The organism is Candidatus Saccharibacteria bacterium oral taxon 488, assembly GCA_005697215.1.
Taxonomy (GTDB): Bacteria; Patescibacteriota; Saccharimonadia; order Saccharimonadales; family Saccharimonadaceae; genus Nanosynbacter.
On sequence record CP040003.1, the window covers coordinates 829,204 to 851,432 of the forward strand.

Here is a 22,229-nt window from a genome sequence, read left to right on the forward strand (position 1 = left end):
GTATCAGATGTCACAATTACCATCTCCGACCATAGTCAACGCCTGCCGCAAACTCCGCACCGGCGCCGCATATGGTACATTAATTTCTGCAAAATGCTGGCGGGCCGCAGTAATTTTACTTCGCTCATTGGCGCTCAAGTGATTATCGTTAATATCATCCGAGCCTTTCGTCTCCGCCACAAAGTAAATCCGCCTATCGCCATCAAATGCCACCGCCCAATCCGGATTATATTTACCAACCGGTGTATCAATTTTGAACCAACCTGGTAGCTTGATGTAGAATTTCACGTCAGCATTATCCTCCAGCGACTGCATGAATTCACGCTCAACTTCTGAATCAACCGCCACGTAATCGTAGATTGTTTTTGCCTGGTCGGTCACTGCAATCGCCCCACTCTTTGTTGCCACATCATACAAGTACGCCTGTAGCTCACCATTCTCAAACAACGTCATGTCATAATACTCGCCTGTCCTGTGATATTTAACGCCGTCAACCGCCAAGCGCTGTTTTACCCGATTAATCGCCCGAGCTGTTTCATCAATCACCTGCTGTGGATTAATAGCTACCTGCGCAAACATCCCCGCTTGATCAAGCACCTCAAATATCAACCGACGCGTCATTTGTGTCTGACGCTGAATATCCGCTAATAAATTCGGTATCTTTACCTCAGTTTGGCGCGCTGCATAGGCGTTGAAACCGGTCTCGCGCACCATAAAGCCATTATCATTACCCATGGAATCAATCAGGTTTTTAACATCAGCGATATTCGGTTTGCTAATAGTGACTTGTGCTAATTCATGAGCCGCCTCCGTCACCAACTTTTCTGTATCAATCGCCACCCGGTAGGTCGTTTTATGTTTAATTTTATCCCATAGTTCCTTAAAGGCCAGGTCAAGCACCCGTGATTTCTGAAATCTGACGACTCGCCGATTGTCACGATTCTTGATCCGTCCACCGAAGTAGATACCAGTCTCTTCTTCAATCTCCGTCTGGAGCTTACGGCTAAAATCCGCGTAACTCTCATTAGCAATCACCGTTAGTATATTAACATTATCGTCATAGACTCGTTGCCCGTCAACATTCACCGGCAGGCGCAACCCTCGTCCGATCTCTTGGCGCTTTTTCATTTGACTCGACGTCTCATTAAGCGTACAAATCTGAAATACGTTAGGATTATCCCAGCCTTCACGCAGTGCCGAGTGACTAAAGATAAACCGCAACGGCTCGCCGGTATCCAGTAGCCTCTCCTTGTCCTTCATGATCAAGTTATACGCCGTATCGTCATCCTTAGTACGGCCGCCCTCACCCTTGGTGTCACGAGAGTCTTTCCACTGACCACTCTTGTCCGCCGCAAAGTAGCCATCGTGCACCTCACTCGCCGACAAACCGTCCATCACACCGGCATATTTTGGTTTAGATGCCACCTTGGCGTAGGCTTCCTCAAACCACTTAGCAAATTTGCCTTTCCGGGCACCATTCGCCGTATACTCACGATAATTTGCCACTTTATCGATAAAGAATAGGCTCAGCACTTTGACGCTACTCCCCAGTCGGTGCTGTTTATCAAAGTGATCATCAATCGTCAGTTCAATCTGTCGCTTGATGATGTCATCATGCAGACTTTCATCACGTTGACCAACGTAGACTACTTTACTATTACTAAACTCGACGCAATCATCGCCGTGATTGATCGACTCGACATAGTAGCCGGCATAGACCGAACGCCCTGTCTTCGCCTCCAGGTCATCACCCGGAAAAGCCTTGATAATCTTGCGCTGCAAGCCATACTCATCACTCGCATCCACCTCTATCTTGGCAAATGAGCGAGTCTTCGACTGACGCTCCAACGACAATACACTGATATATGCATCATTATAATTATCCTCACTCTGGACGCTATGCACCTCGATCTTCTTGACCAAACCTTTATCATAGGCATCGACCGGAGTCAGCCGGTAAAGCAAATTGTATAAGTGCTTGTGCGTGGCACTATAGCGCAACGTGCACAGCGGATTAAGGCTGGCAATAGCATTCCGCCGTATGTCCGTCTCCATATTCTGCGGCTCATCGAGAATGACCACCGGATGAGTAGCCTTGATGAAATCGAGCGGTCGACCATAGTCGCTCTGCCGATTCATCACATTCTGTGCCTTGGCAAAGCTGTCGATGGTAATCACCATGATCTGCAACGTATCGTTCGTCGCAAACTCACGAGCCTGACCAGTTTTCTTGCCGTCCCAGACGTAGTAGTCCATCTCCGGCTTGGTATAGAGATCAGCGAAGTGTTCCCTGGTAATCGCCAAGTTCTTCAGCACGCCTTCACGAATCGCCACGCTCGGCACCACGATGATAAACTTCTTCCAGCCATAGCACTGATGTAACTCATGAATCGTCCGCAGATATACGTACGTTTTTCCGGTACCGGTCTCCATCTCGATGGAGAAGTTCATGCCGTACTTCAGAGATTTTTCGTTAATTTCGAGCGGAAAAGTCATCGGAATACTAAAGCCACCTTCTTTCGTCTCGCTTTTCTCGATACCATTTTTCTCTTGAATTTTATGCGTATTCTCAATTATCTGCGCTATATCCAGCATCAAGCTATTTCCCTTGGCGATAGTCGCCTCCAGGCTTAACTGCCTATCCTGATCCATATAGCGAGTCGTATCGTCACTATCCGCTGGCTGCCCAGCGAATATATCCACTACCGCGTTGATGGCGTCGAGTTGGTACTGTTGGTTGGATTCGAATTGGAGCTTCATAACACTGCCCCGAATTCTAAGTTTTCTTTAACAAAAAGCTCTTCCATCTTTACGTATCTGTTTAATAGTAATAAATCACTCGCATCATCAGATAGTTGATTCATTATTAACCTCTTTCTGATAGGGTTCTAGCCCATAATTCCAAAAATCATTATAGAAACGGCCATTACGAGCAATCCTAGGTGGAACATCGTTATTGTAATATAGATATGCAAGACCGGAAGATATAAAGCTTGAACCAGGATTGCCTAGGCCAGTTTCCTTGTCTATGTCTACAACACTCAGTTGTTCAACAGCATCACATATTTGAATAAACCTGTCCCAAGTAATCTTTTCTTCCAAAAGCGCTCTATATAGATGGGCTTGGATTTTAACATGTGCCACAGATCTCATACGATCAATGCGAAATAATACCTCTTCTAGTATTTTTTCATCACCATATTTTTTCTTTAATCTTTCATAATATTCCTTATCTAGGTGTCCCTTTTGCAGTGTTTCTATAAATTTCACAATTTTCTTCACCGTAGAAGCTTCGCGTATGGATCTGTAAAACCTAGCTATAGCAGTTATATTTTTAACAACAGGTATATTAGTTAGTATATCTAGCTGCTGATCTGTTAGCTTATCACCAGAGATACTCTTTGAAAAAATATCTATTGCAGCTTCTAAATTATCTTCTATAGCACCCTTCATGAATCAACCCCTTCTTCTTAGCTCTTTTGTTACCTTATCAAAATCACTCTCCAGCCGACGCATTTCCTCATCACGGTATTTCTTAAACTCACACCTCGCCTTAATCATCGCTTGTTCGTGTTTAATTTTACCGGCTCCGACCAGCACTGATGAATCGCTAAGCTTCAGAAATTCATCTAGCTTGTCTATCCACTGCTGCATTGTCATCGCTTTCTGCCTGGTTGCTTGCAGCTCAGCAAAATCAAGGTACTGCGAGACAATCAGGTTCAGAATATTCAACTCTTCCTCACTTAGATAGTTCTTAGCGACTTTAACGTCGTCCGAAGTAATATAATTACCTTTGAAATTCGTCAGTCCCATATTGGGCTTCTTAGCATCCGCTCTCTCATAAACCAGCTCAGCCGCAGTCTTGCCGTGCGCCGCAACATGCATTTTATTTTGCACTGTTGCGAAGAATTGTCTGGTCAGCTTGGCGTCCTCTTTATAATCAATACTCGTCGCATAGATATCCGTCACCTGCTGGTACAGATTACGCTCGCTACTACGGATATCGCGAATGCGCTGGAGAAGTTCCCTGAAATAACGCCCTCCGCCTTGCTTTAGCCTTTCGTCATCCATCGTAAAGCCTTTGATAATGTACTCACGCAGCCGCTTAGTCGCCCACTGACGAAACTGCGTGCCGCGCAATGACTTAACCCGATAACCAACAGAGATGATGACGTCAAGATTGTAATAATTCGTCGGTTTTGTAGAAAATCCGGAATTTCCAGATTTTCTCATAGTCGCTAGCTCGGTCAACTCGCTTTCAAGATAAATATTTCGAATGTGTTCACTTATGGTTTTCTTTGATTTATCGAACAGCTCCGCCATTTGCTCTTGTGTCAGCCAAACTGTTTCGTCTTGGATTTGGACGCTTATGGAGACTTTGTTGTCGGAGGTTTTGTAGAGGAGAAAATCCGTCATTAGAACACTCCTTATGCCTTTGAGCCAGATGGCTTATTATTATAACTACCGTCAATCATAACTATTCCGTTTGAATTCTTAATACCCAGTTCTTCTAATATCATGTTAACTCTCCTGTATTCATCTTCGTCAAAAAATAAGATAACCTTTAATGATTTCGTATCTAAAGATGCTATGTCGGCTTTTTGATAAATCTCTACTTGTTTACTGAGATTATTTCTTAATTTTGTATTGGACGCGAGTTTAAATTCTACATATGTCTTATCTTCTGAACCAAAAGATACAACAAAATCAACCGGACCTCTCCCGTGGTTTGTTTCGGGATTAACGTCATAATGAGACTTGTTAGCAACCCATATTAGTTTGAATAGACGCTGAAGTTCATCTTCATTATGAATGCGTATTCCTTTCCTATCAAAAAAGCACTTATAACCATCGTTGTCTTCTATAAAGCTCTTCAGTATATGAACACGTCTTATAGCCTCCTCAAAACTACTTTGTGATTGAGGAGTGTCGGCATAAAAATTAGTCTCATGAGAAAGCCTATTTATAGCATCTTTAGCATTTCCTGTAAAGATATCTTTTGCGTATTGAACTCTAGATAGACTTTGGTGAACAGCTTGTTCTCCACTGTCTTCCTGTCTACGAATATATACATCTACAAGTTCTGGAAATTTTTTAGCAGTACGTAGGTAGACCTCTTTCTTATCGCTTGCTACAGGATCATCAGGCATCAAGGAGTTAATGTAGTTGTTTACAGCAAGCCTTAATTCTTCATTTTCAACAGCATTAGGTAAATTGGGTAATTCTGAATAGAACGAGGCACTACTAATCCATGTATCATCTTTTGTTAATATATCAACAGGTGTCAACAATACGTAACTGCTGTAGCTAGAAATATAAGGCAGCTTATATTTCTTAGGCATCCATCTTCTTGTTCTATAGTTAAAGAACGCACGCTCTACACTTACCTCCTTGACCAACTTATTGTCGATGTAAAGCTTTGCAAACTTCTCCGTATACTCAGCAAGATAACCTTTAATTAAATTAACAGTGAAGTCACTTATTCTATCACGACCCACACCCTCTTCTATGATACACAACTTCTCTAAGTGCACCCCCCTAGCCAACCCTTTATCATCAATACTATCCAATATCTTACCTAGTCCACTGCTAAGGCTTCGTGCAAATCTTTCACCCAAACCAGCGCCCCTATTTGAATTCTTTGAAAATCCTAGCCAATTTTGCTTAACTTCTCCAAAACGAAACCAAGCTTTCTGCATAGCGATATTATCGTGAGCTAATGGTGCCATTTTTTTAAGGAACTTTAGATAATCAATAATAGATTCATGGAGTTTCTTGTATTCCTCCTTATCGCTCTCAAAGATTAAAAACGGGTCAATAAATAACGGTATATCGGCTACTAGTGATATATCTACAGCACCATAGTCTTCTATCATCGAGCGATCTACATTAAAATGATCAGAAAAGTACACTTTCGGTGTTGTATGTATATTTTTTTTCGCCATCACACCACCTCCACCTCAACACCTTGCCACTCGGCTTGCAGGAGTAGGTTTACTTTTAGATTTATGTCGTCGTCGCCAAAGGCTCGGTCGAGGAGGATGATGGATGATGGTTTGGTGGCGAGGATGGCTGTAAATAGTTCCTCTGTCATGGAGTGCGCCAGGCAAATGGCGAGCTTTTCGGACAGGATAAAGCAGAGTTTATCATGCTGATCAATCTTCGTCAATGGCGAGATGCCACGCTTGAGCAGGAGCTCAGTCAGCAGGTCGTCATCAGTCGTACCCTCCTCTAGCGGGTCAAGGCTGGCGAGCGCCTGCTGGCGAATCTCCTCTGGGTCAGAAACCAGCTCGTTCCACTGTTTGAAGTTGCTATCACCCACCCGATACGCCCGAAAGCCAAGGTCAAGCGGAGCATTACGAGAAGCTAACTTGTCCGCCTGGTCAGCACGGATTTTGGCACCCGCCCGGCGGATACGCTCACGAGCAATGTCAGCGATAGTGCGATAGCTGGCTTTATACGCCTCCGACTTCTCGTCAGTCAGCTCAGGCAGCTGCACACAAATCCAACGGCGATTGCCGCCGTCTTCGGCGTTAAGTTCAGCAACAGCATGAGCGGTTGTGCCAGAGCCAGAGAAGAAGTCGAGGATAATATCGTCGTTACTAGTGCATAGGCTTGTTAGCTGCTTGATTAGTTTAACTGACTTTGGATAGTCAAAATACGCAACACCGTCAAATAAATCCTTTACTTCTTTTGTTGCATCTTGCGAGTGTCCAACATCAGTATATTTCCAAACTGTCATTGGCGTTACGCCGTCTTTTACCTCTGATAAAAATCGTTTATATGCAGGAACATTGTTACCGTCTTTTCCGAACCACACACGGTTATCAGCTATCAATTCACGTGTTTTTTCTTCCGAAAAACGCCAGGAGTATCCGCTCGGAGGCAATACCCTTCGTCCATTTGGTGTTATAATTTCATAGATATTCTTTGGATTCGCAGGACCTACAGAGAAGTTATCTGCTTTATATGGGCCACGCGGATCATTGTCTGGATTTTTATATCGTGCATCAGCCTCCTCGTTACGCTTTAATGACAGCCTACCTAGCTGATCAATATTACGTGCGAAACAAACGATATAATCATGACTTTCAGAAAAATGATACTTTAGGTTGACTGGCGCATAAGCTCGCTCCCATATAATCTGCGCTACAAAATTCTCCTCTCCAAATATCTCATTCATCATCAGGCGGAGGTTGTGGACTTCGTTGTCGTCGATACTGACGAAGATGACGCCGTCTTGGCGAAGCAGGTTGCGTGCCAAGAAGAGGCGTGGATACATCATGTTCAGCCAGTTGCTGTGCTTATGCCCGCCGGTATTGGTGCGCAGGCCGTCATCTCGGACAACATTACCCTCATCATCGGTGATGCCTGCCTCTGCCTCATAGCTGCGGCGTGTCTGCTTGAAGTCGTCATTGTAGATGAAATCATTGCCAGTGTTGTAGGGCGGGTCGATATAAATCATCTTGACCTTGCCGTAATACGCCTTGTGCAAGATCTTCAGCGTCGCCAGATTGTCGCCCTCGATAAACATATTGCCCGTCGTATCCCAATCGACGGAATTCGCCCGGTCGGGGTGGAGCGTCTGAACGGTCTTCTCCTGGATGGTAGCGAAGACGTCGCTCTTGCCCTTCCAGCCAAGCCCATAGCGCTCACCCAGATCAACCGCCTCACCCAGAGTCGCCTGGAGCTTCTGCCAGTCGATCTTACCTTCGGTGATTACCTCGGGGAAGAGCTGCTTGAGCTTATCAATCTGTTGCTGATGTATATTGTCGTTGTAGCCGTTCATTCTACACCTCTCTTGCCTCTGTTTTTATGATTGCCGCTTTTTTAGGCTCCATATGTCTTTTATTCTCAATCAAGGCAAGCAATTTATGGTTCACGTAGTACATATATCTACCCTGTTTAACATTAGTGAGTAAGCCTATTTCTTCAAGTTTTCTCAAATATTTACTTGAGGTAATATAGTGCGATCCCATATCCTTTGCTAGCTGAAACGGTGTTCGAACTGGCTTTGCAAAGATAGCATTAAGTAGTTCATTAGTATATATACTCGGCAACTTCGTACGGACCTGATCTCGGTATTCTTCTTGTAATTCCTGAATTCGCTGAAGTAATGCAAAGCTATGATTAGCCTGAGTAGTAAACGCCTTTAACATAAAGCGCACAAAATCTTCCAAATTACCTTCTGAAGTAACAGCTCGTAGTAGTTTATAGTACTGTGACTTATGCGCATTAATATACTGACTGACATGAACGACCGGCACATCGAGCAGTCCTGCGTTAATAAAATGAAGATTAATCAACATACGACCAGTACGACCATTACCATCCTCAAACGGGTGAATCGCCTCAAATTGATAATGTCCAGCAGCAGCTAATAATAGTGGGTCAACTTGCTTATTGTTGTTTACAAGTTTTTCCCACTCGGCAATAAGATTCGGAATATCTGATGCCACAGGAGGGGTATAATGAACCTTACCTCGACCGTCACCAATCACCACTGGTAATCTTCGAAAACCTTCAACGCCATCAGGAACAAGTTTATGCTGAATGCCAGTAATGATACGGTGCGTAAGGCCATATTTTTCAATATGATTATATCCCCAACGAGAAGCTGATAGATAATTTACAACCAGCTGGCTACTAGACTTACTTTCAACATCTGGCGCTATTTGACGTTGCATAACCTCAAGCAATGTAGTGTTAATATTTTCAACCTCGGAGCTTTCAACCGCTTCTTTGATAAAAATAGGATTCATGAGCATGGCACTTGTTTGCGGTAGGCCTCTCAGATAACCTTTTAGCTGTGCCATAGCTATATTCGCCTTAGTTAATTCCTGTAATACATTTGCTTGCACTTCAAGCAACGTATCTTTTGATATCTGCGGTAATTTATATGGTACCTCTGGGTTATAACTCATAATTTAAGTATATACCATACATAAACAAATGGGAAGTTTTTTTATGTATTATCGTTAATAGGTTAACGGTATTTATGTATCACTCATGATACATAAAAGCACTAGTTATTTGTGTGATGTATCGAAATATACGACAGTTTAGTAACAACAATATGATCATTAAGCGTAATACCGAGCAATTTTCCCGCTTCTGCTAGCCTATTCGTGACATCTTTATCAGCCTGACTCGCCTCCAAACTCCCGCTCGGATGATTATGCGCCACGATGATACTGGCGGCGCGGTCGGCGATGGCGTCGGCGAAGACCTCGCGCGGGTGCACCAGACTGGCCGTCAGCGTGCCGATGGTCACCACCCGCTTGGCGATCAAACGATTGGCGCCGTCCAGTGTCAGGCAGACGAAATATTCCTGCTTTTTGTCGCGAATGTCGGCCAGCAGCTCGACGGCCTTTTCTGGGCTGTCGATGATTGGTTGGTCGCTATCCAGCAAGTACCGCCGCGCCAGTTCCAAACTCGCCACAATCACCGGAATTTTCGCTTCACCCAAACCAACCACACTGCTCAGATCATCATACGAAACATCACCGCCTTTTTGACGCAAAATTTTCAGCACTTCGCGCGCAATTTTACCGACATCGGCCTGTTTATTGCCGCTACCGATAATCGCCATCAACAACTCCAAGTCGCTCAGCCGCGCCGTACCGTAACGCGCCAATTTCTCGCGCGGACGGTCGATTTTCGGCTTGTCGAGCACCTTCATAATCTTATTATATCAAGCTCTCGCCATGCTATACTAGGGCCAATGCGACGGCAAACTATTTCCTTTTCTTACAATTCTCACACCATACCGTGCGAAATACTTTTCACGAGTGATGACATGTCGTTTGATACAATTCTTTTGCTTGGTAGCGGCCAAGTTGAGCAAATATTTCACCGGGTGGCACAGATATGCCCACCCAACATCGCCGTCGTTCAGGGTGCACCCCACTGGCTTATTACCGAAGATAATGCTAACAATTTTATGGCTACCTTTGTAAAACAAGTGCTTGACTTTTTGTTAGCACACGCTCAAAATCAGCTTCACATCATCGCCGAGTCACAGGCCGCCCCGCCAACAATGTTTTGTTGTGCGCAGCCAAAGTATCTGTCGCGTCTCAGTCATCTCAGTCTCATTCAACCACTTGGGCTAACTCATAACTATTACCAATCCCGCCGGCGCGTTATCACGTTATTTCGACGGCGCGTAGCAAGAAATATGTTGCGTCAATTCGGATCGCTTCTCACTGACAAATATATGCGGCGTAATTATCGCACCGTCATGAAGCGAGTTAATCTTACTAACGCCACAATCAAGCACCAATTTGTCCATGGATTATCTGTTAATAGCTTCAGCGACCTTCAGCAGGTTCATCGTCACAATCGCCGCATCGTCATAATATCAGGAAAGCATGACACGCTATTTCCACTTCGTATCATAAAACAAAATCTTACCAAATATCAATTACCAATCCCTGTGATCCGCGTGCCTCGCGTAGCTCATTCATCGCTGGCCACGCGCCAAGGCTATCGGCTGCTCAAAATCGCCCTGGCTTGTCGACCGCGCGCCACGCACATCGCCACCACCAACACACCGACCAGTCGCGATACCAATGACGCATCATCCGCACCAGATTGAATTGTTGCCGTAGCTTCCTCTTCCGGATTCAGCCGACTGTCATCCATCCATAAGCCGGAGGGTGGGTGGTTGTTGACAATCAAGACATTGTCACTCACGGCGCTCATTTCGCTATCATAACCGTAATTGTTAACCGCGCCAGCAACCGCCAAATCGTTCTGCTCGCCCAGTTCAGACTCTACCGCCTCGTCCAACTCAGCATCAGGTATTAGCTCAACGGCTGGTGAGGTGGAAGTAACTATCTGCTCCTCTAACTCATAATCATCATTGGTGATTTCAGGCACTGATGATGTCTTGAAGTTGTCCAATTGCCCCACAGAATCCATATCAACACCAATCTCGTCGTCTACAGAGAGTTTCAAATCACCATATTCTTCACGCACCGTAGTTGCCTCCATTGGCGGCGCAATCATCACCACTTCAGCCGAAGATACTCCCGGCTCTACTACTGGCAACTGTTGTTCGACAAAAAACACCATACCCTCCTCAGCCCAAACTTCGCCATCCTCCTCATAATCACACTCTACCGCCACATGGTTATGATCAAGTTGTTTAATCAGGGAAGTCTGCGCCTCATAAACCCTTTGGTCTACTACCAATTTCTCGTTCAATTCTGGCGGCAGATCAATTTGACTTTTACCCTCGCTAACCGCAACGACAGCAGCTGGCAAGGTTACATTCATCACATCTAGTTCTACCATCTCATTAGCCTCATGTGTCGCCTCTATAACCTCATGTGTCGTAGGCTTGTTAATAACATCGGGCCGTGTCGGGCTGCGATCAACCGCACATTCCTTACCCACAGAAAGCAAGCTCTCGCCATATTCAACGATATCTTGAGTTGATAATGGCACAATCGCCGGCTGATCAGGCTGCTCTTTCGCTGGAATTGATGCGGTCGCATTAACCATCTTTTCAATAGACGTCTCGTTTGTTTCGTATTCCGCCGATACGTTAACGGCGTCCTCTTGCGCCTGAGACGACGGTACATTAGTTGCGGTTGGAGTTACGCGCTTAGACTGTTCGACATCAACGCCATCGGTCGATTCAACAAAATTATTATAATCCGGCGCCGCATCTATATTAATCTCGCTAGATTGAGCGTCTGTTGATGCTTTCGTGCCAGAATTATCAATTGGCCCCGTGGTCGCAGATTCATCCGCCTTTACCGCCTCAAACTGCGCTGCCAAGTGCTGCTGCTCGGAAACTGGCGTAGCACTTTCATCATTTTCTGCTACCCGGCTCGGCTCAGAATTGGCTGATTTTGACCCTGCTATAACCAAATCATTTTCTTTTTGACGTTCAATTGATGGAGTTGTTACGCTTGACGGTCCAGTAGTTTCATCGCCATCATATGTATTTTCTACAACATTAGCGATAGCCTTATCCTCGCTAACCATAGGATAAGCTGTTTCATTTTTCAGCGGATTGCGATTCTCATCACCAGTTTGAGCATCCTTATTTATCTCTAATGGTACTGGCGCAGCTCCCGCCTGCGCCGGTGTATCTAGGGGTTCTAGCGTCAGCTGTTTGTTATCATCATCTGCATCAGAAGTGGCATCAATGACGCGCGGCTTCGCATCTGTTGAAGAATTACTCGCCTCTGCCGCTCCGGTAAAATACCCTTCGTCAGAAATTTTGCTAGCACTTTCTGGCCGAGATTCTCCGACATCTTTAGTATCGTCAGCGATAGTTTCTGGGGTTGTTTTTAGTCCAAAGAATGGCGCTTCTGCCGCTTCAGTATCCATATCTTCGCCCGAAGTTCCGACCGGCTCGCTAGTCGAAGCTTTACTTTCTTGTTCCTGCGGCGTGATCTTCTCAGTTGACCCATCTGTCTTGTCGGCGCTAGTTTCAATCACTCTTGGACTATCAGCAATTGGCAGTTCCCTGCCATCAAAGTCGTCAGGTAAGGGCCGTGCCCAGACAATCTCGCCCGGCGCGTCGTCTTCTCGGAGTAATTGCTCTAGGGTGCTTAGCTGTTCCCCGGGCTGAAGTTCAGTATTGTCTGCCATCATTGCGGCTTGACGCTCTTCACAAAATTGTCTGAGACCGCAGCCAATACAAGCAATCGTCCCATACTTTTGACACTGCTCGGGATTGACTGGTGCTGATGTTTCTTTTGATTCGGGTTTGCTGTTTGTAACAGTGTTGAGTTCTGCCTCACCGCTGGCCACCGCCACCAAATCAAGACTGCTTGCCGCCTCGTCTGTATCAGCACCACCTGCTTCGCCAGCACCAGACGAAAAATTGTCACTCTCAGCACCACTCCTCAACGACGAAAACACATCAAAACCATCACCGTCAATTCCTGTCGGTGATAATTCTACTGTAGTCGTCGCCTCAATCATTGTTCAAAAAATGTCTCCGTTGAAATATGTGATTCATCAACGCCAGCGGCAGTTAGTTTTTGCCAAACATCGCGCACAAATGGCAGGCTGCCACAAACCAGAAAATGCGCATCATTTGGCACTTCACTCACAATTTTAGCCACCTCAAACCGTCCATTATGCCAGCCGTCTCGTTCCTCAACCTGCTGGCGGGTACTAAACTTTTTGACCGTAATATTTGATGCTACCAACTCCTCCGAGAACACCATATATTCTGGCGATTTTTGACTGAAATAGAGAAAGGTCGGCTGCTGGGCGTCCGCCAAAATACTCCAAATTGGACTCAGCCCGCACCCTGCCGCAATGCCGACCAATGGCCGCTCAGTCTGCGGATTGAAATCGCCGTACGCCCGGCTAATCTGCAGTGTGTCACCAACCTGGCGTGAACACAAATAGCTGGAGAATTCACCGCCAACATTTTTCACGGTAATTGACATCAATTCCTCGTGCGGGCGCGAAGAAATACTATAGGCCTTGCCTTCGCGCACCTGGCTGCCCTCGATGAACACCGTGATGTATTGCCCCGCCATAAAGTCAAACGGCCGCGCAACATACAGTGTCGTCACCTCGGGGTTTTCCTGGCGCACCCGCACAATTTCGACAGTTAGTGAATCACGCATTCCTCGACATACCTTTCCATTATTTTTTGAGCGGCTCTAAATTCTTCATCAGTAAAGGTGTGGTAGTTGGCAAATTTCGGGCTAATGGTTGTACCGGTGCGAAAATGCTGCAAGGCAAATCGCTTGGCGCCTTTGACTAGCTCGCCAATCTTTTCAAAATCCGCTACCTCCAACTGCTCGCGGACGATCGTCGTTCGAAATTCATGACCAATTCCTGAGTCAATCATCAACCGCACGTTCTCCTTGATGGCTTCCAGATCAATCGGCCGCGCCGCAATCTCTACGTATTTTTCCAGCGGCCCCTTGACGTCCATAGCGATAAAGTCAATCGTCCCCTCCTCGACCATGCCGCGCACCATGTCAGGATGCGTGCCGTTAGTGTCCAGCTTGACATCAAAACCTAGGTTCTTGATCATCCGGCACAGCACCGGCAAATCTTCGTTAACCGTCGGCTCGCCGCCAGAAATCACCACGCCGTCTAGCTTGCCGATGCGCGATTTCAGAAAAATCATCGCCTCCTCGACCGGGATGCTCGGCGCTAACCGCTCGGGTAGTACCAGCTCCGGATTATGGCAATAGCCGCAGCGCATATTGCAGCCGGAGAGAAACAGCGCTGCCGCCACATGCCCTGGATAGTCCACCAGCGACAGCTTCTGAATCCCGCCAATCGCCACCTTAAGCTGGGATAGCGACGGCGCTAGCTCGCTGGTGTTCGGCGGCATCGTCATAATGCTCCCTCATGTCAAATTCAGCTTGCTTACCGTTATTCCACTGAGAAACTGGACGCAAGAAGCCAACCACACGTGAGTAAACTTCGGTACTTTCGCCGCAATTCGGGCAAGCCGGATGTTCGCCAACGATGTAGCCGTGATTAGCGCAAATCGAGAAGCTTGGCGTGAAGGTAAAGTATGGCAATTTGTAGTTTTCGCAAATTGTCTTGACCAATTTCTTGAGCGTTTGTGGATCATCCATGCGCTCACCCAGGAAGAAGTGAATCACCGTGCCGCCCGTGTATTTGGTCTGCAAATTATCCTGCAAATCCATCAACTCGAACAGGTCGTCAGTATAGTTGACCGGCAAGTGGCTGGAGTTGGTGTAGAACGGATGCTTGACCGCCGCGCCCAAACCATTGGCAAAGTGTGCTCGGTCAGGGAAGCTGGCCTTGTCAAGCTGCGCCAAACGGTAGGTCGTGCCCTCGGCTGGCGTCGCCTCCAGGTTGTAATTATTGCCCGTTTCTTTCTGGTACTCGACCAGCCGATCGCGCATGAAGTCAAGCGTTTTCTCGGCAAATGCCTTACCCTTCTCAGTGCCGATGTCAACGCCCAGCAAATTCAACGCTGCCTCGTTGGTGCCGATCAAACCGATGGTTGAGAAGTGATTTTTCCAGTACTCGTTGAAGCGCTTTTTAATATCTCGCAGATAAAACTTGGTGTATGGATACAGGCTGATATCCGAATCGGTCAGCTGCTCCAGCACCTTGCGTTTGGTCTCCAGGCTGTCGCGCGCCATATCCATCAGCTCGCCCAAGCCCTTGAAAAACTCTTTCTCGTTCTTCGATTTCAGCGCCAAGCGCGGCAGGTTAATCGTCACCACGCCAATTGAACCGGTCATCGGATTACTGCCAAACAAGCCGCCGCCGCGATACTCCAGCTGGCGATTATCAATGCGCAAGCGACAGCACATCGAGCGCGCATCTTCTGGATCCATGTCGGAATTGATGAAGTTCGAGAAGTACGGAATGCCGTATTTGGCGCTAGCTTCCCAAAGATTTTCAATGACCGGATTATCCCAGTTGAAATCTTTGGTGATGTTGACTGTCGGAATCGGGAAGGTAAAGACTCGTCCGTTGGCGTCGCCCTCGGACAACACCTCCAATAGCGCTTTATTAAGCATGTTCATCTCTTCCTGATAATCGCCGTAGTTGGTATCCTGCATCTCGCCGCCGATGATCACCGGGTTGCCGGCCATATGCTTCGGACATTCCAGATCAAGCGTAATGTTGGTAAACGGCGTCTGGAAACCAACCCGAGTTGGCACGTTGACATTAAAGACGAACTCCTGCAGCGCTTGCTTGACCTCGTCATAGCTCAGCTTATCAGTGCGAATGAACGGCGCCAAGAGAGTATCAAAGTCAGAGAACGCCTGAGCGCCAGCCGCCTCGCCCTGCAAAGTGTAGAAGAAATTGACCACCTGCCCAAGAGCTGAACGAAAATGCTTAGCCGGCTTGGAAGCAACCTTGTTTTTAACGCCAGTGAAGCCTTGGCGCAGCAAATCCATCAGATCCCAACCGACACAGTAGACACTTAGCAAATTGAGGTCGTGAATGTGCAGATCACCCTCTTTGTGCGCCCGGCCGATTTTCGGCGAATAGATCTTATCCAGCCAGTAGGTCTTGGTAATTTCCGCCGAAACGTAATTATTCAGACCCTGCAAACTATAACCCATGTTGGAGTTTTCTTTGACTTTCCAATCCAAGTTATTGACGTATTTATCGATCAAATCGACGTGCGCGTTGGATGTAATTTCACGCAGTTTTTTATGCTGGTCGCGGTAAATGATGTAGGCCTTGGCGGTTTTCTTAAACTTAGAATCAATCAAAATATCCTCGACAATGTCCTGGATATCTTCGACACCTGGCAAGCGTTTTGGGTTGCGGGTTTCCAGTACTGCCAGCACCTTGTCAGTCAATTTGACAGCCTGTTTGGCATCAAATTCGCCAGTCTCCAGGCCCGCCTTCTCGATGGCTTTCTCAATTTTTTTACGGTCAAATTTAACAGTCCGACCATCGCGTTTTTTGATTGATTTGTACATACCCCTCCTTATTATGGCAATAGCAAACCAGCCCCAACCTCCCCGAGGGGCTCGTGTTGCAAAAAACGTTATTTATTTTCTAAGACACCATATGTAGTGCTTAATATAGAATATACACGCAATATATAGCGTTTGTCAACGAAAATACATTGTATTATTTACATATGAAGTGCGGAAGTCTTTGTTTCCTCTGATAACGCCAAGACGTCACGGTAAATCATATCAACAATTTCCGCCTGAGCCAGCTTCTCGCCAATTCGCCGCTCACCTGGCACATCCAAAACATCCTGATCTTTCCACCACTGGCGCATTTCCGATTCGCCAAATTCATGAGCGTTTGGCTTAGTGGCGTGGCGGCGCACCGTTTCCTTAAACGATATATCAAAATAATAAATCAGTTTTTCGCCCTGAAAATCATTCAGCAGCCGATGTAGCATCGCGCCGTATTTTTTATTACTCAAAATACCTTCCAAAATCACCGTATAACCAACTTTGTTGCCGTACATACATAGATCATAAATCAACTGAATCGCCGGGTTGCTTTCACTGTCTTTCACGCGAAGTATTTCTCGGCGCACCACATCCTGCGACACCAACATCGTGCCGTAGCCTAGTTGACGCTGGAGCAAGCGCGCCGTGCTGGTTTTACCGCAGCCAGAATTACCGCGGAGAATGATCAGCGGATGAGAGGTCGTCACGTGCGCTCCAGTAAATCATAAGCGGTGGCCGCTGACAGCGCCTGCATTTGACGAAGATTATCGCCTGGCTTAAGCAGCGGTTTAAGACTACGAATAAGGTAAAAACCAACAAACGCTGCTAGCATCTCTGCATTGAGTTCGTCTAGCCACGGCGTTACGTCCTGACCGTGTCGCGCCATATCGACCAGAAACTCCGTCGCACCAGCCCCTCGCGGCGCATAGGAAGCCCAATTCCAATCGACCAATTTCAACTGACCAGTTTGCGGATGAAACGCCAAGTTATCACTGCGAACATCACTGTGATCAAAACAGTCTTCTGGTTGTTTTTGGCGCATACCGAAATATCAACTAATTTATCGCTCTCGCCCAGTAAATCAATCATCTTTTGGCAGCGCCGCTGGTTGACTTCTGATTGCTCCGGTAATAATGTTCGATAATTATCAATCAACTGACGGCGAATATCAGCCTCGGCAATAACTTGATCAATGCCGTTATTCAAGCCGAGCTCCGCCGTCGTAAATGGCTGCAATTGCAATTTCTCAATCACCTCATGTTGCAAATCTGTTTTTTCCAGCTCGCGAGTTGCCGCTACCACCGCTGAAATATATCGTTCTACCAGGGATTTTTCTGCTGGCGGTTGCCACAACCAGCCGTCGGCTGACGCATAACTACTGGTCATCAGCACGTGTCCGTCGCCCTCCAGCTTAGCCCAATCAGCAACATATTGCGGGTGAACTTTTTGCAGTAACCGCATCACTTCATAATCTTTTTTCAGCCAAGCTAACTCGGTCTTACCATCATCAGGCAACACATCAATATCAACTTCTTTGACAAAAATTGTCCGATCGCCGGCCGACACCAAAGCCCGGCGATTACGCGAAAAGCCGCCGCTCACCGAAGTAACTCGCAGGTCGGAAGAGTCAACACCGAGTTCCACTGCCGCACACTGCAGCGCTCTATTGGTCAGCAATTTGTTGGGACTGAGCGAAGTTTTCATATGGAAATTATAGCATTGACCTCGAGTTTACCGCGAGTCGACGTGCGAAACAACCAACATAAATTCCGCGCCACTTGGCGGCTGACTTTTAACCCGAATTGTGTAGCCACAGCGATCCGCCAGCGACTTGGCGATCGCCAGCCCCAAACCATGACCCGACACATCGGTCCGCGTCCGCGCCGCGTCTGCCCGGTAAAATCGCTCAAAAATGTGCTTTTGGTCACCCGGCGCAATGCCTGGGCCATTATCTCTCACCGCGAATTCCAGTGCGTGTTTTTTACGATTCACCCACGCAATCACATTCACTTCGCCGTTTTTTGGTGGCACGTATTTGATAGCGTTATCCATGAAAATTGCTAGAATTTGACGAACCGCATTTGCCTGAAGCGGCACGTCGCCGGTCGGTGATTGATTGTCATACACGAGCTTTACCCGCTTTGCCTGCGCAGCTGGTGTAAACCGCGTCACCACTTCTTCGATAAGCGTAGCTGGATTAACTAGTTCCGGATCAGTTACGACACCCTCCGACTTTGCTAAGTCAAGCAGTGAATTACTGAGCTCGGTCAATCTCTTAATTTCTGCAACGTTCTGACTCAAAACCTGGCGAGCTTTCTTATCGGTCAGCGTTGATTTTCTGAGTGCCACTTCGTTCACAAGTAACAACGCCGCTAACGGTGTTCTCAGTTCGTGACTAGCGTCAGACACAAACTGTGCTTGCTGTTTAATCGCCCGCTCAATTGGCTTGAGCGTCCGCCGCGCCAATAGCAAACTCAGCCAATAACCAACCAGTAGCATCACCCCGTTCAATACCGCCAGCGACATAATCACCGACCCGCGCGTCTCGCGGTTGCGCCGTTCCAGGCGGCGATTGAACTGACGTTCGACGAGCTATGGTGGCTGCTGAGCATGTTCACTCGGCGGCAACGGACGATCTAATTGTACGGAAGTGATAGCATAAATAATCACGCTAAACACTAGTGATAACGTCATGATCACCGCCAGATAGCTCAGTGCCAGGCGTCTGACGCGCTGCTGTTTCATGATTTATCCTCCAGCTTGTAGCCAAAGCCCGGGACGGTGTGAATCAATTTTGCGTCAAATGGTTTATCAATTTTGCGGCGCAAAAACATGATGAATAATTCAACATTGTTCGGCAAGACATCGGCATCAAAATCCCACACGTGCGAGATGATTTGCTCTTTGGACAGGACCTTGCCGGCGTTACGCATCAGATACTCCAACACAGCGTATTCTTTGGCAGTCAGGCTAATTTCCTGTGCGGCGCGTGTCACTTTTTTCAAACTCGGATCAAGCGTCAAATCACCAACTCGCAAGACTTCTTCCAGCTTCTCATTCGGACGACGCAGCAAAGCACGAAGACGCGCCAATAACACCTCAAAACTAAACGGCTTCGCCAGATAATCATCAGCGCCCATATCCAAGCCTTCGACAATATCCCGCTCAGCATCACGCGCCGTCAACATCAAAATCGGCGTCTGATTACCATCTTGACGTAGCACCCGGCAAACCTCATAGCCATTCATTTCCGGCAGCATCACATCAAGAATAATCACATCATAGTCATCCGCCGTCGCCGTTCGGTAGCCCTCGTCGCCGTCATGCGCCACATCGACCGCATAAGCTTCATCCTCCAGACCCTCTTTCAGCGACCGCGCAATCGCCACGTCATCTTCTACTAGTAAAATTCTCATTAACTAACTATCCTCTTTTTCAACTTTAGCACAGGCATCTGAAAAACTGCTGAAAGCACCCCTCTCAAAAAGAAATTAGTCGCCGCAACGAATGACAATTTTAGTACTATCTCCCGCTACGACCTTACATTTACCGCCCACCGGATACGTGGACTTCGGGTCAGTGTGACCAAAATCCAGATCAACTATTACTGGAATTTTTGAATCGATATTCTTTGAAAGAATGATGTCGCTAATCATATCGTCTGTCGCCCGAGATTCGCCCTGAAAACGCCCAACTAAAATTGCTTTTACTTGACGAAAGAACGGCTGTTGCATCAACGCCTGCACGTGGCGTTCAAACGTTTCAGGAATTGAATCATAGCTATCGTCTTCAATGCACAAAATAATATCGCCTTCAACTTTCGGAAAATATTCCGTACCATTCAACAGATTTAGACTGCACAAATTGCCGCCAATCATTACTCCTTCAGCCGATCCGCTCTGTACAACTCGCGGTCCATTATTTTTCAAAGCTTGGCGCGGCGAAGCTTCGTCATAATTCCACGGGAAATCGTAAAATGTTTCCGATTGCTGAACGACAAGTTCTGTTGGCTGATTGGTAAACAAACACCGCCGAAAATACTCCAACGAATAATTAGCTTCTGGCGGCAAACCAAAACAATAGAAATTTGGCATCGCATAAGTCACCAGACCAGTTTTTGCCAAAATCGCATGATTGAGAACGGTGATATCAGAAAAGCCACCAAAGATCTTCGGATTGTCTTTTATAATCTGCCAGTTAACTTTACCCAGCATCTGATTTGAATTAAATCCGCCAATCGCCGCCAGAATACACTTCACGTTTTCGTCCATAAACGCTTCGTGCAAATCCTCAACCTTCTCGTCGTCCGTCGGACAACCTCGCTGATTGCGAGAAAAAGCATTTTTGCTAAACGTAACTTTTAGTCCCAGTGATTCTAGGGCTGCTTTCGCCCGATCTAAAACTCTTTCATCAATATCACTCGCGGAACGCGCCGGTGCAATCACCCTTATTTCATCACCTGGCTGTAATTTCTCTGGTATCATATATTTCCTTTCCTAAAATTGATCAAGCAAAAAACCTCCCGCAGGAGGCAAAACACAACAATAAAACGCCTTCTGCTTACACGTGGAGATGGTAACAAATTGAGAGTAAATTCGTCATGGCTTCAGTACATCATAGCCATACTGAAAGATTAAAGCAACGAACGAACTTCCACTGCTAGCACGCCATAATGTTTTTGGTCAGCAACGGAATAATATTTGTTGTATTCGGCAGCGGCAGCTTCGGCACTGGTGGCGTGCGGGATAACACGGTGGTAACCCTCGGCCTGCACCATTTCTAAAAAGGAATTGTAGTGGCGGATAGCGATAATCTCCACGCGTGCTTGATCTGGTTCGCCGTCGTGTAGTATTCCTTCGGCATCGCGAACATCGCGGCGCAGGCGAATCTTATCGCCGACTCGGTACTCGGCAAACTTTCCACGATTCAACCGACCTTCAACCGTCTTCCGCCCGGCGATAATATCGTCGAGTAATTTTGATTCTCGTCCTGAGTGCCAGATTTTCATAATTCCTACAGTGTTGTATCTTTTTTATAGTTTTTCTTAACTTCTTGCCAACAGCGATGCCATAGAATTATAGCACAGCCTATAAAAGTGTTTCTACTAGGCATGCCTACAAGGATATATTAGGGTATATTTTATGAATATAGCCCTCCATAAGCTAAAACCTCTAAGATGGCAATGTGTTGCCCGTGATAACATCAGATATCTCTTGCGTGAAAGGTAGCTAAAATTGTTTATGATTTCCTACGCCAAAAGGTACCAATGTTTAGGACAGATACCTACTACAAACCATACTCAGATAATTTAATTGACGATATCTTCTAGATATAGGTGCTCTAGATTTTATAAAGTACTAAATCCGTCTCCTACTTTACTTTTCACGATATATCCACTAACGCATATATCGCGCCGACCAGGCTAGCTGTGTATATAGTGCATTTATATGATAAATTCTACTTTGATTATGAAGTGTAGTCAAAAATCTTCAGATTAGGTAAATTAAACAGCCATCGCCTGCGCTTCCGGCCAAATTCGCTGCACCAGCCGTTTGCCGCGCGTGGTTAGCCGCACCCAAGCGTCGCCATAGACCTGGTCGATCGCCATCAAACCTTTACGCCGCAGATCCACCAGCACATGCATCGCCGTTCGGCGCGGCATACCCATTTGTGCCGCCAGCATAGCCGCCTCATCGCTGCCATCCTCATAGACTTGCTGCAACACCAGCGCTTCGTTGGTGGTTAAGATTGCTTCTTGTGATTGTATCGTCTTCATACTTATCCTTTCTTATGGTTATCGTGAGTATATGATAACCAGACGAT

General features: G+C 46.6%; 20 protein-coding genes. 1 reads left to right on the forward strand and 19 read right to left on the reverse strand.

Going from position 1 to position 22,229, the window contains the following annotated elements; translation table 11 throughout:
* Positions 1-3 precede the first annotated feature (3 nt).
* From FBF24_04435 to radC, 7 genes are all read right to left on the reverse strand, one after another.
* Positions 4-2,760, reverse strand: a complete 2,757-nt coding sequence (locus FBF24_04435; GenBank protein ID QCT41104.1) for a DEAD/DEAH box helicase — start codon at positions 2,758-2,760, stop codon at positions 4-6.
* Between the two features lie 87 nt (positions 2,761-2,847).
* Entirely contained in the window at positions 2,848-3,453 is a 606-nt protein-coding gene (locus FBF24_04440; GenBank protein ID QCT41105.1) for a hypothetical protein, read from the reverse strand.
* A gap of 3 nt (positions 3,454-3,456) precedes the next feature.
* Positions 3,457-4,416 (reverse strand): virulence RhuM family protein, encoded by a 960-nt coding sequence (locus FBF24_04445; GenBank protein QCT41106.1) that lies wholly within the window; start codon positions 4,414-4,416, stop codon positions 3,457-3,459.
* An 11-nt stretch (positions 4,417-4,427) separates the two neighbouring features.
* Positions 4,428-5,945 (reverse strand): hypothetical protein, encoded by a 1,518-nt coding sequence (locus FBF24_04450; protein QCT41107.1) that lies wholly within the window; start codon positions 5,943-5,945, stop codon positions 4,428-4,430.
* Positions 5,945-7,789 (reverse strand): site-specific DNA-methyltransferase, encoded by a 1,845-nt coding sequence (locus FBF24_04455; GenBank protein ID QCT41108.1) that lies wholly within the window; start codon positions 7,787-7,789, stop codon positions 5,945-5,947. Before FBF24_04455 ends, FBF24_04450 begins: the two co-directional genes overlap by 1 nt.
* 1 nt (position 7,790) lies before the next feature.
* The gene (locus FBF24_04460; protein QCT41109.1) at positions 7,791-8,924 is read right to left on the reverse strand and encodes a Fic family protein; all 1,134 of its coding nucleotides are present in this window, start codon (positions 8,922-8,924) and stop codon (positions 7,791-7,793) included.
* Between the two features lie 101 nt (positions 8,925-9,025).
* Positions 9,026-9,682: a DNA repair protein RadC gene (gene radC, locus FBF24_04465; GenBank protein QCT41110.1), complete on the reverse strand. Its 657-nt coding sequence runs from the start codon at positions 9,680-9,682 to the stop codon at positions 9,026-9,028.
* A 117-nt stretch (positions 9,683-9,799) separates the two neighbouring features.
* On the opposite strand from radC, the gene FBF24_04470 reads away from it, so the two are divergent.
* Positions 9,800-10,597, forward strand: coding sequence for a hypothetical protein (locus FBF24_04470; GenBank protein QCT41111.1), 798 nt, complete (start codon positions 9,800-9,802; stop codon positions 10,595-10,597).
* On the opposite strand, the gene FBF24_04475 is transcribed toward FBF24_04470, so the two are convergent.
* From FBF24_04475 to FBF24_04530, 12 genes are all read right to left on the reverse strand, one after another.
* Complete coding sequence (locus tag FBF24_04475) at positions 10,486-12,945, reverse strand: hypothetical protein (protein QCT41112.1); 2,460 nt, start codon at positions 12,943-12,945, stop codon at positions 10,486-10,488. The genes FBF24_04470 and FBF24_04475 overlap by 112 nt on opposite strands.
* Positions 12,942-13,604, reverse strand: coding sequence for a hypothetical protein (locus FBF24_04480; GenBank protein ID QCT41113.1), 663 nt, complete (start codon positions 13,602-13,604; stop codon positions 12,942-12,944). The genes FBF24_04475 and FBF24_04480 overlap by 4 nt, the downstream gene beginning before the upstream one ends.
* The gene (locus FBF24_04485; protein ID QCT41114.1) at positions 13,589-14,332 is read right to left on the reverse strand and encodes an anaerobic ribonucleoside-triphosphate reductase activating protein; all 744 of its coding nucleotides are present in this window, start codon (positions 14,330-14,332) and stop codon (positions 13,589-13,591) included. Before FBF24_04485 ends, FBF24_04480 begins: the two co-directional genes overlap by 16 nt.
* Positions 14,280-16,415 carry a ribonucleoside triphosphate reductase gene (locus FBF24_04490; GenBank protein ID QCT41115.1) on the reverse strand — a complete coding sequence of 712 codons (2,136 nt, stop codon included), beginning with the start codon at positions 16,413-16,415 and terminating at the stop codon, positions 14,280-14,282. Before FBF24_04490 ends, FBF24_04485 begins: the two co-directional genes overlap by 53 nt.
* A gap of 158 nt (positions 16,416-16,573) precedes the next feature.
* Complete coding sequence (locus tag FBF24_04495; protein ID QCT41116.1) at positions 16,574-17,113, reverse strand: uridine kinase; 540 nt, start codon at positions 17,111-17,113, stop codon at positions 16,574-16,576.
* Positions 17,110-17,448 carry a hypothetical protein gene (locus tag FBF24_04500; GenBank protein ID QCT41117.1) on the reverse strand — a complete coding sequence of 113 codons (339 nt, stop codon included), beginning with the start codon at positions 17,446-17,448 and terminating at the stop codon, positions 17,110-17,112. The genes FBF24_04495 and FBF24_04500 overlap by 4 nt, the downstream gene beginning before the upstream one ends.
* Positions 17,361-18,110, reverse strand: coding sequence for a hypothetical protein (locus FBF24_04505; GenBank protein QCT41118.1), 750 nt, complete (start codon positions 18,108-18,110; stop codon positions 17,361-17,363). Before FBF24_04505 ends, FBF24_04500 begins: the two co-directional genes overlap by 88 nt.
* Positions 18,111-18,137: 27 nt before the next feature.
* Entirely contained in the window at positions 18,138-18,932 is a 795-nt protein-coding gene (locus tag FBF24_04510) for a HAMP domain-containing histidine kinase (protein ID QCT41119.1), read from the reverse strand.
* A gap of 215 nt (positions 18,933-19,147) precedes the next feature.
* Positions 19,148-19,822, reverse strand: a complete 675-nt coding sequence (locus tag FBF24_04515) for a response regulator transcription factor (GenBank protein QCT41120.1) — start codon at positions 19,820-19,822, stop codon at positions 19,148-19,150.
* Positions 19,823-19,897: 75 nt separating this feature from the next.
* Positions 19,898-20,890, reverse strand: coding sequence for an LD-carboxypeptidase (locus FBF24_04520; GenBank protein ID QCT41121.1), 993 nt, complete (start codon positions 20,888-20,890; stop codon positions 19,898-19,900).
* A gap of 149 nt (positions 20,891-21,039) precedes the next feature.
* On the reverse strand, positions 21,040-21,414 hold the full coding sequence (locus tag FBF24_04525; protein QCT41122.1) for an ASCH domain-containing protein: 375 nt from the start codon (positions 21,412-21,414) through the stop codon (positions 21,040-21,042).
* Between the two features lie 495 nt (positions 21,415-21,909).
* Positions 21,910-22,182, reverse strand: coding sequence for a winged helix-turn-helix transcriptional regulator (locus tag FBF24_04530; GenBank protein QCT41123.1), 273 nt, complete (start codon positions 22,180-22,182; stop codon positions 21,910-21,912).
* Positions 22,183-22,229 lie beyond the last annotated feature (47 nt).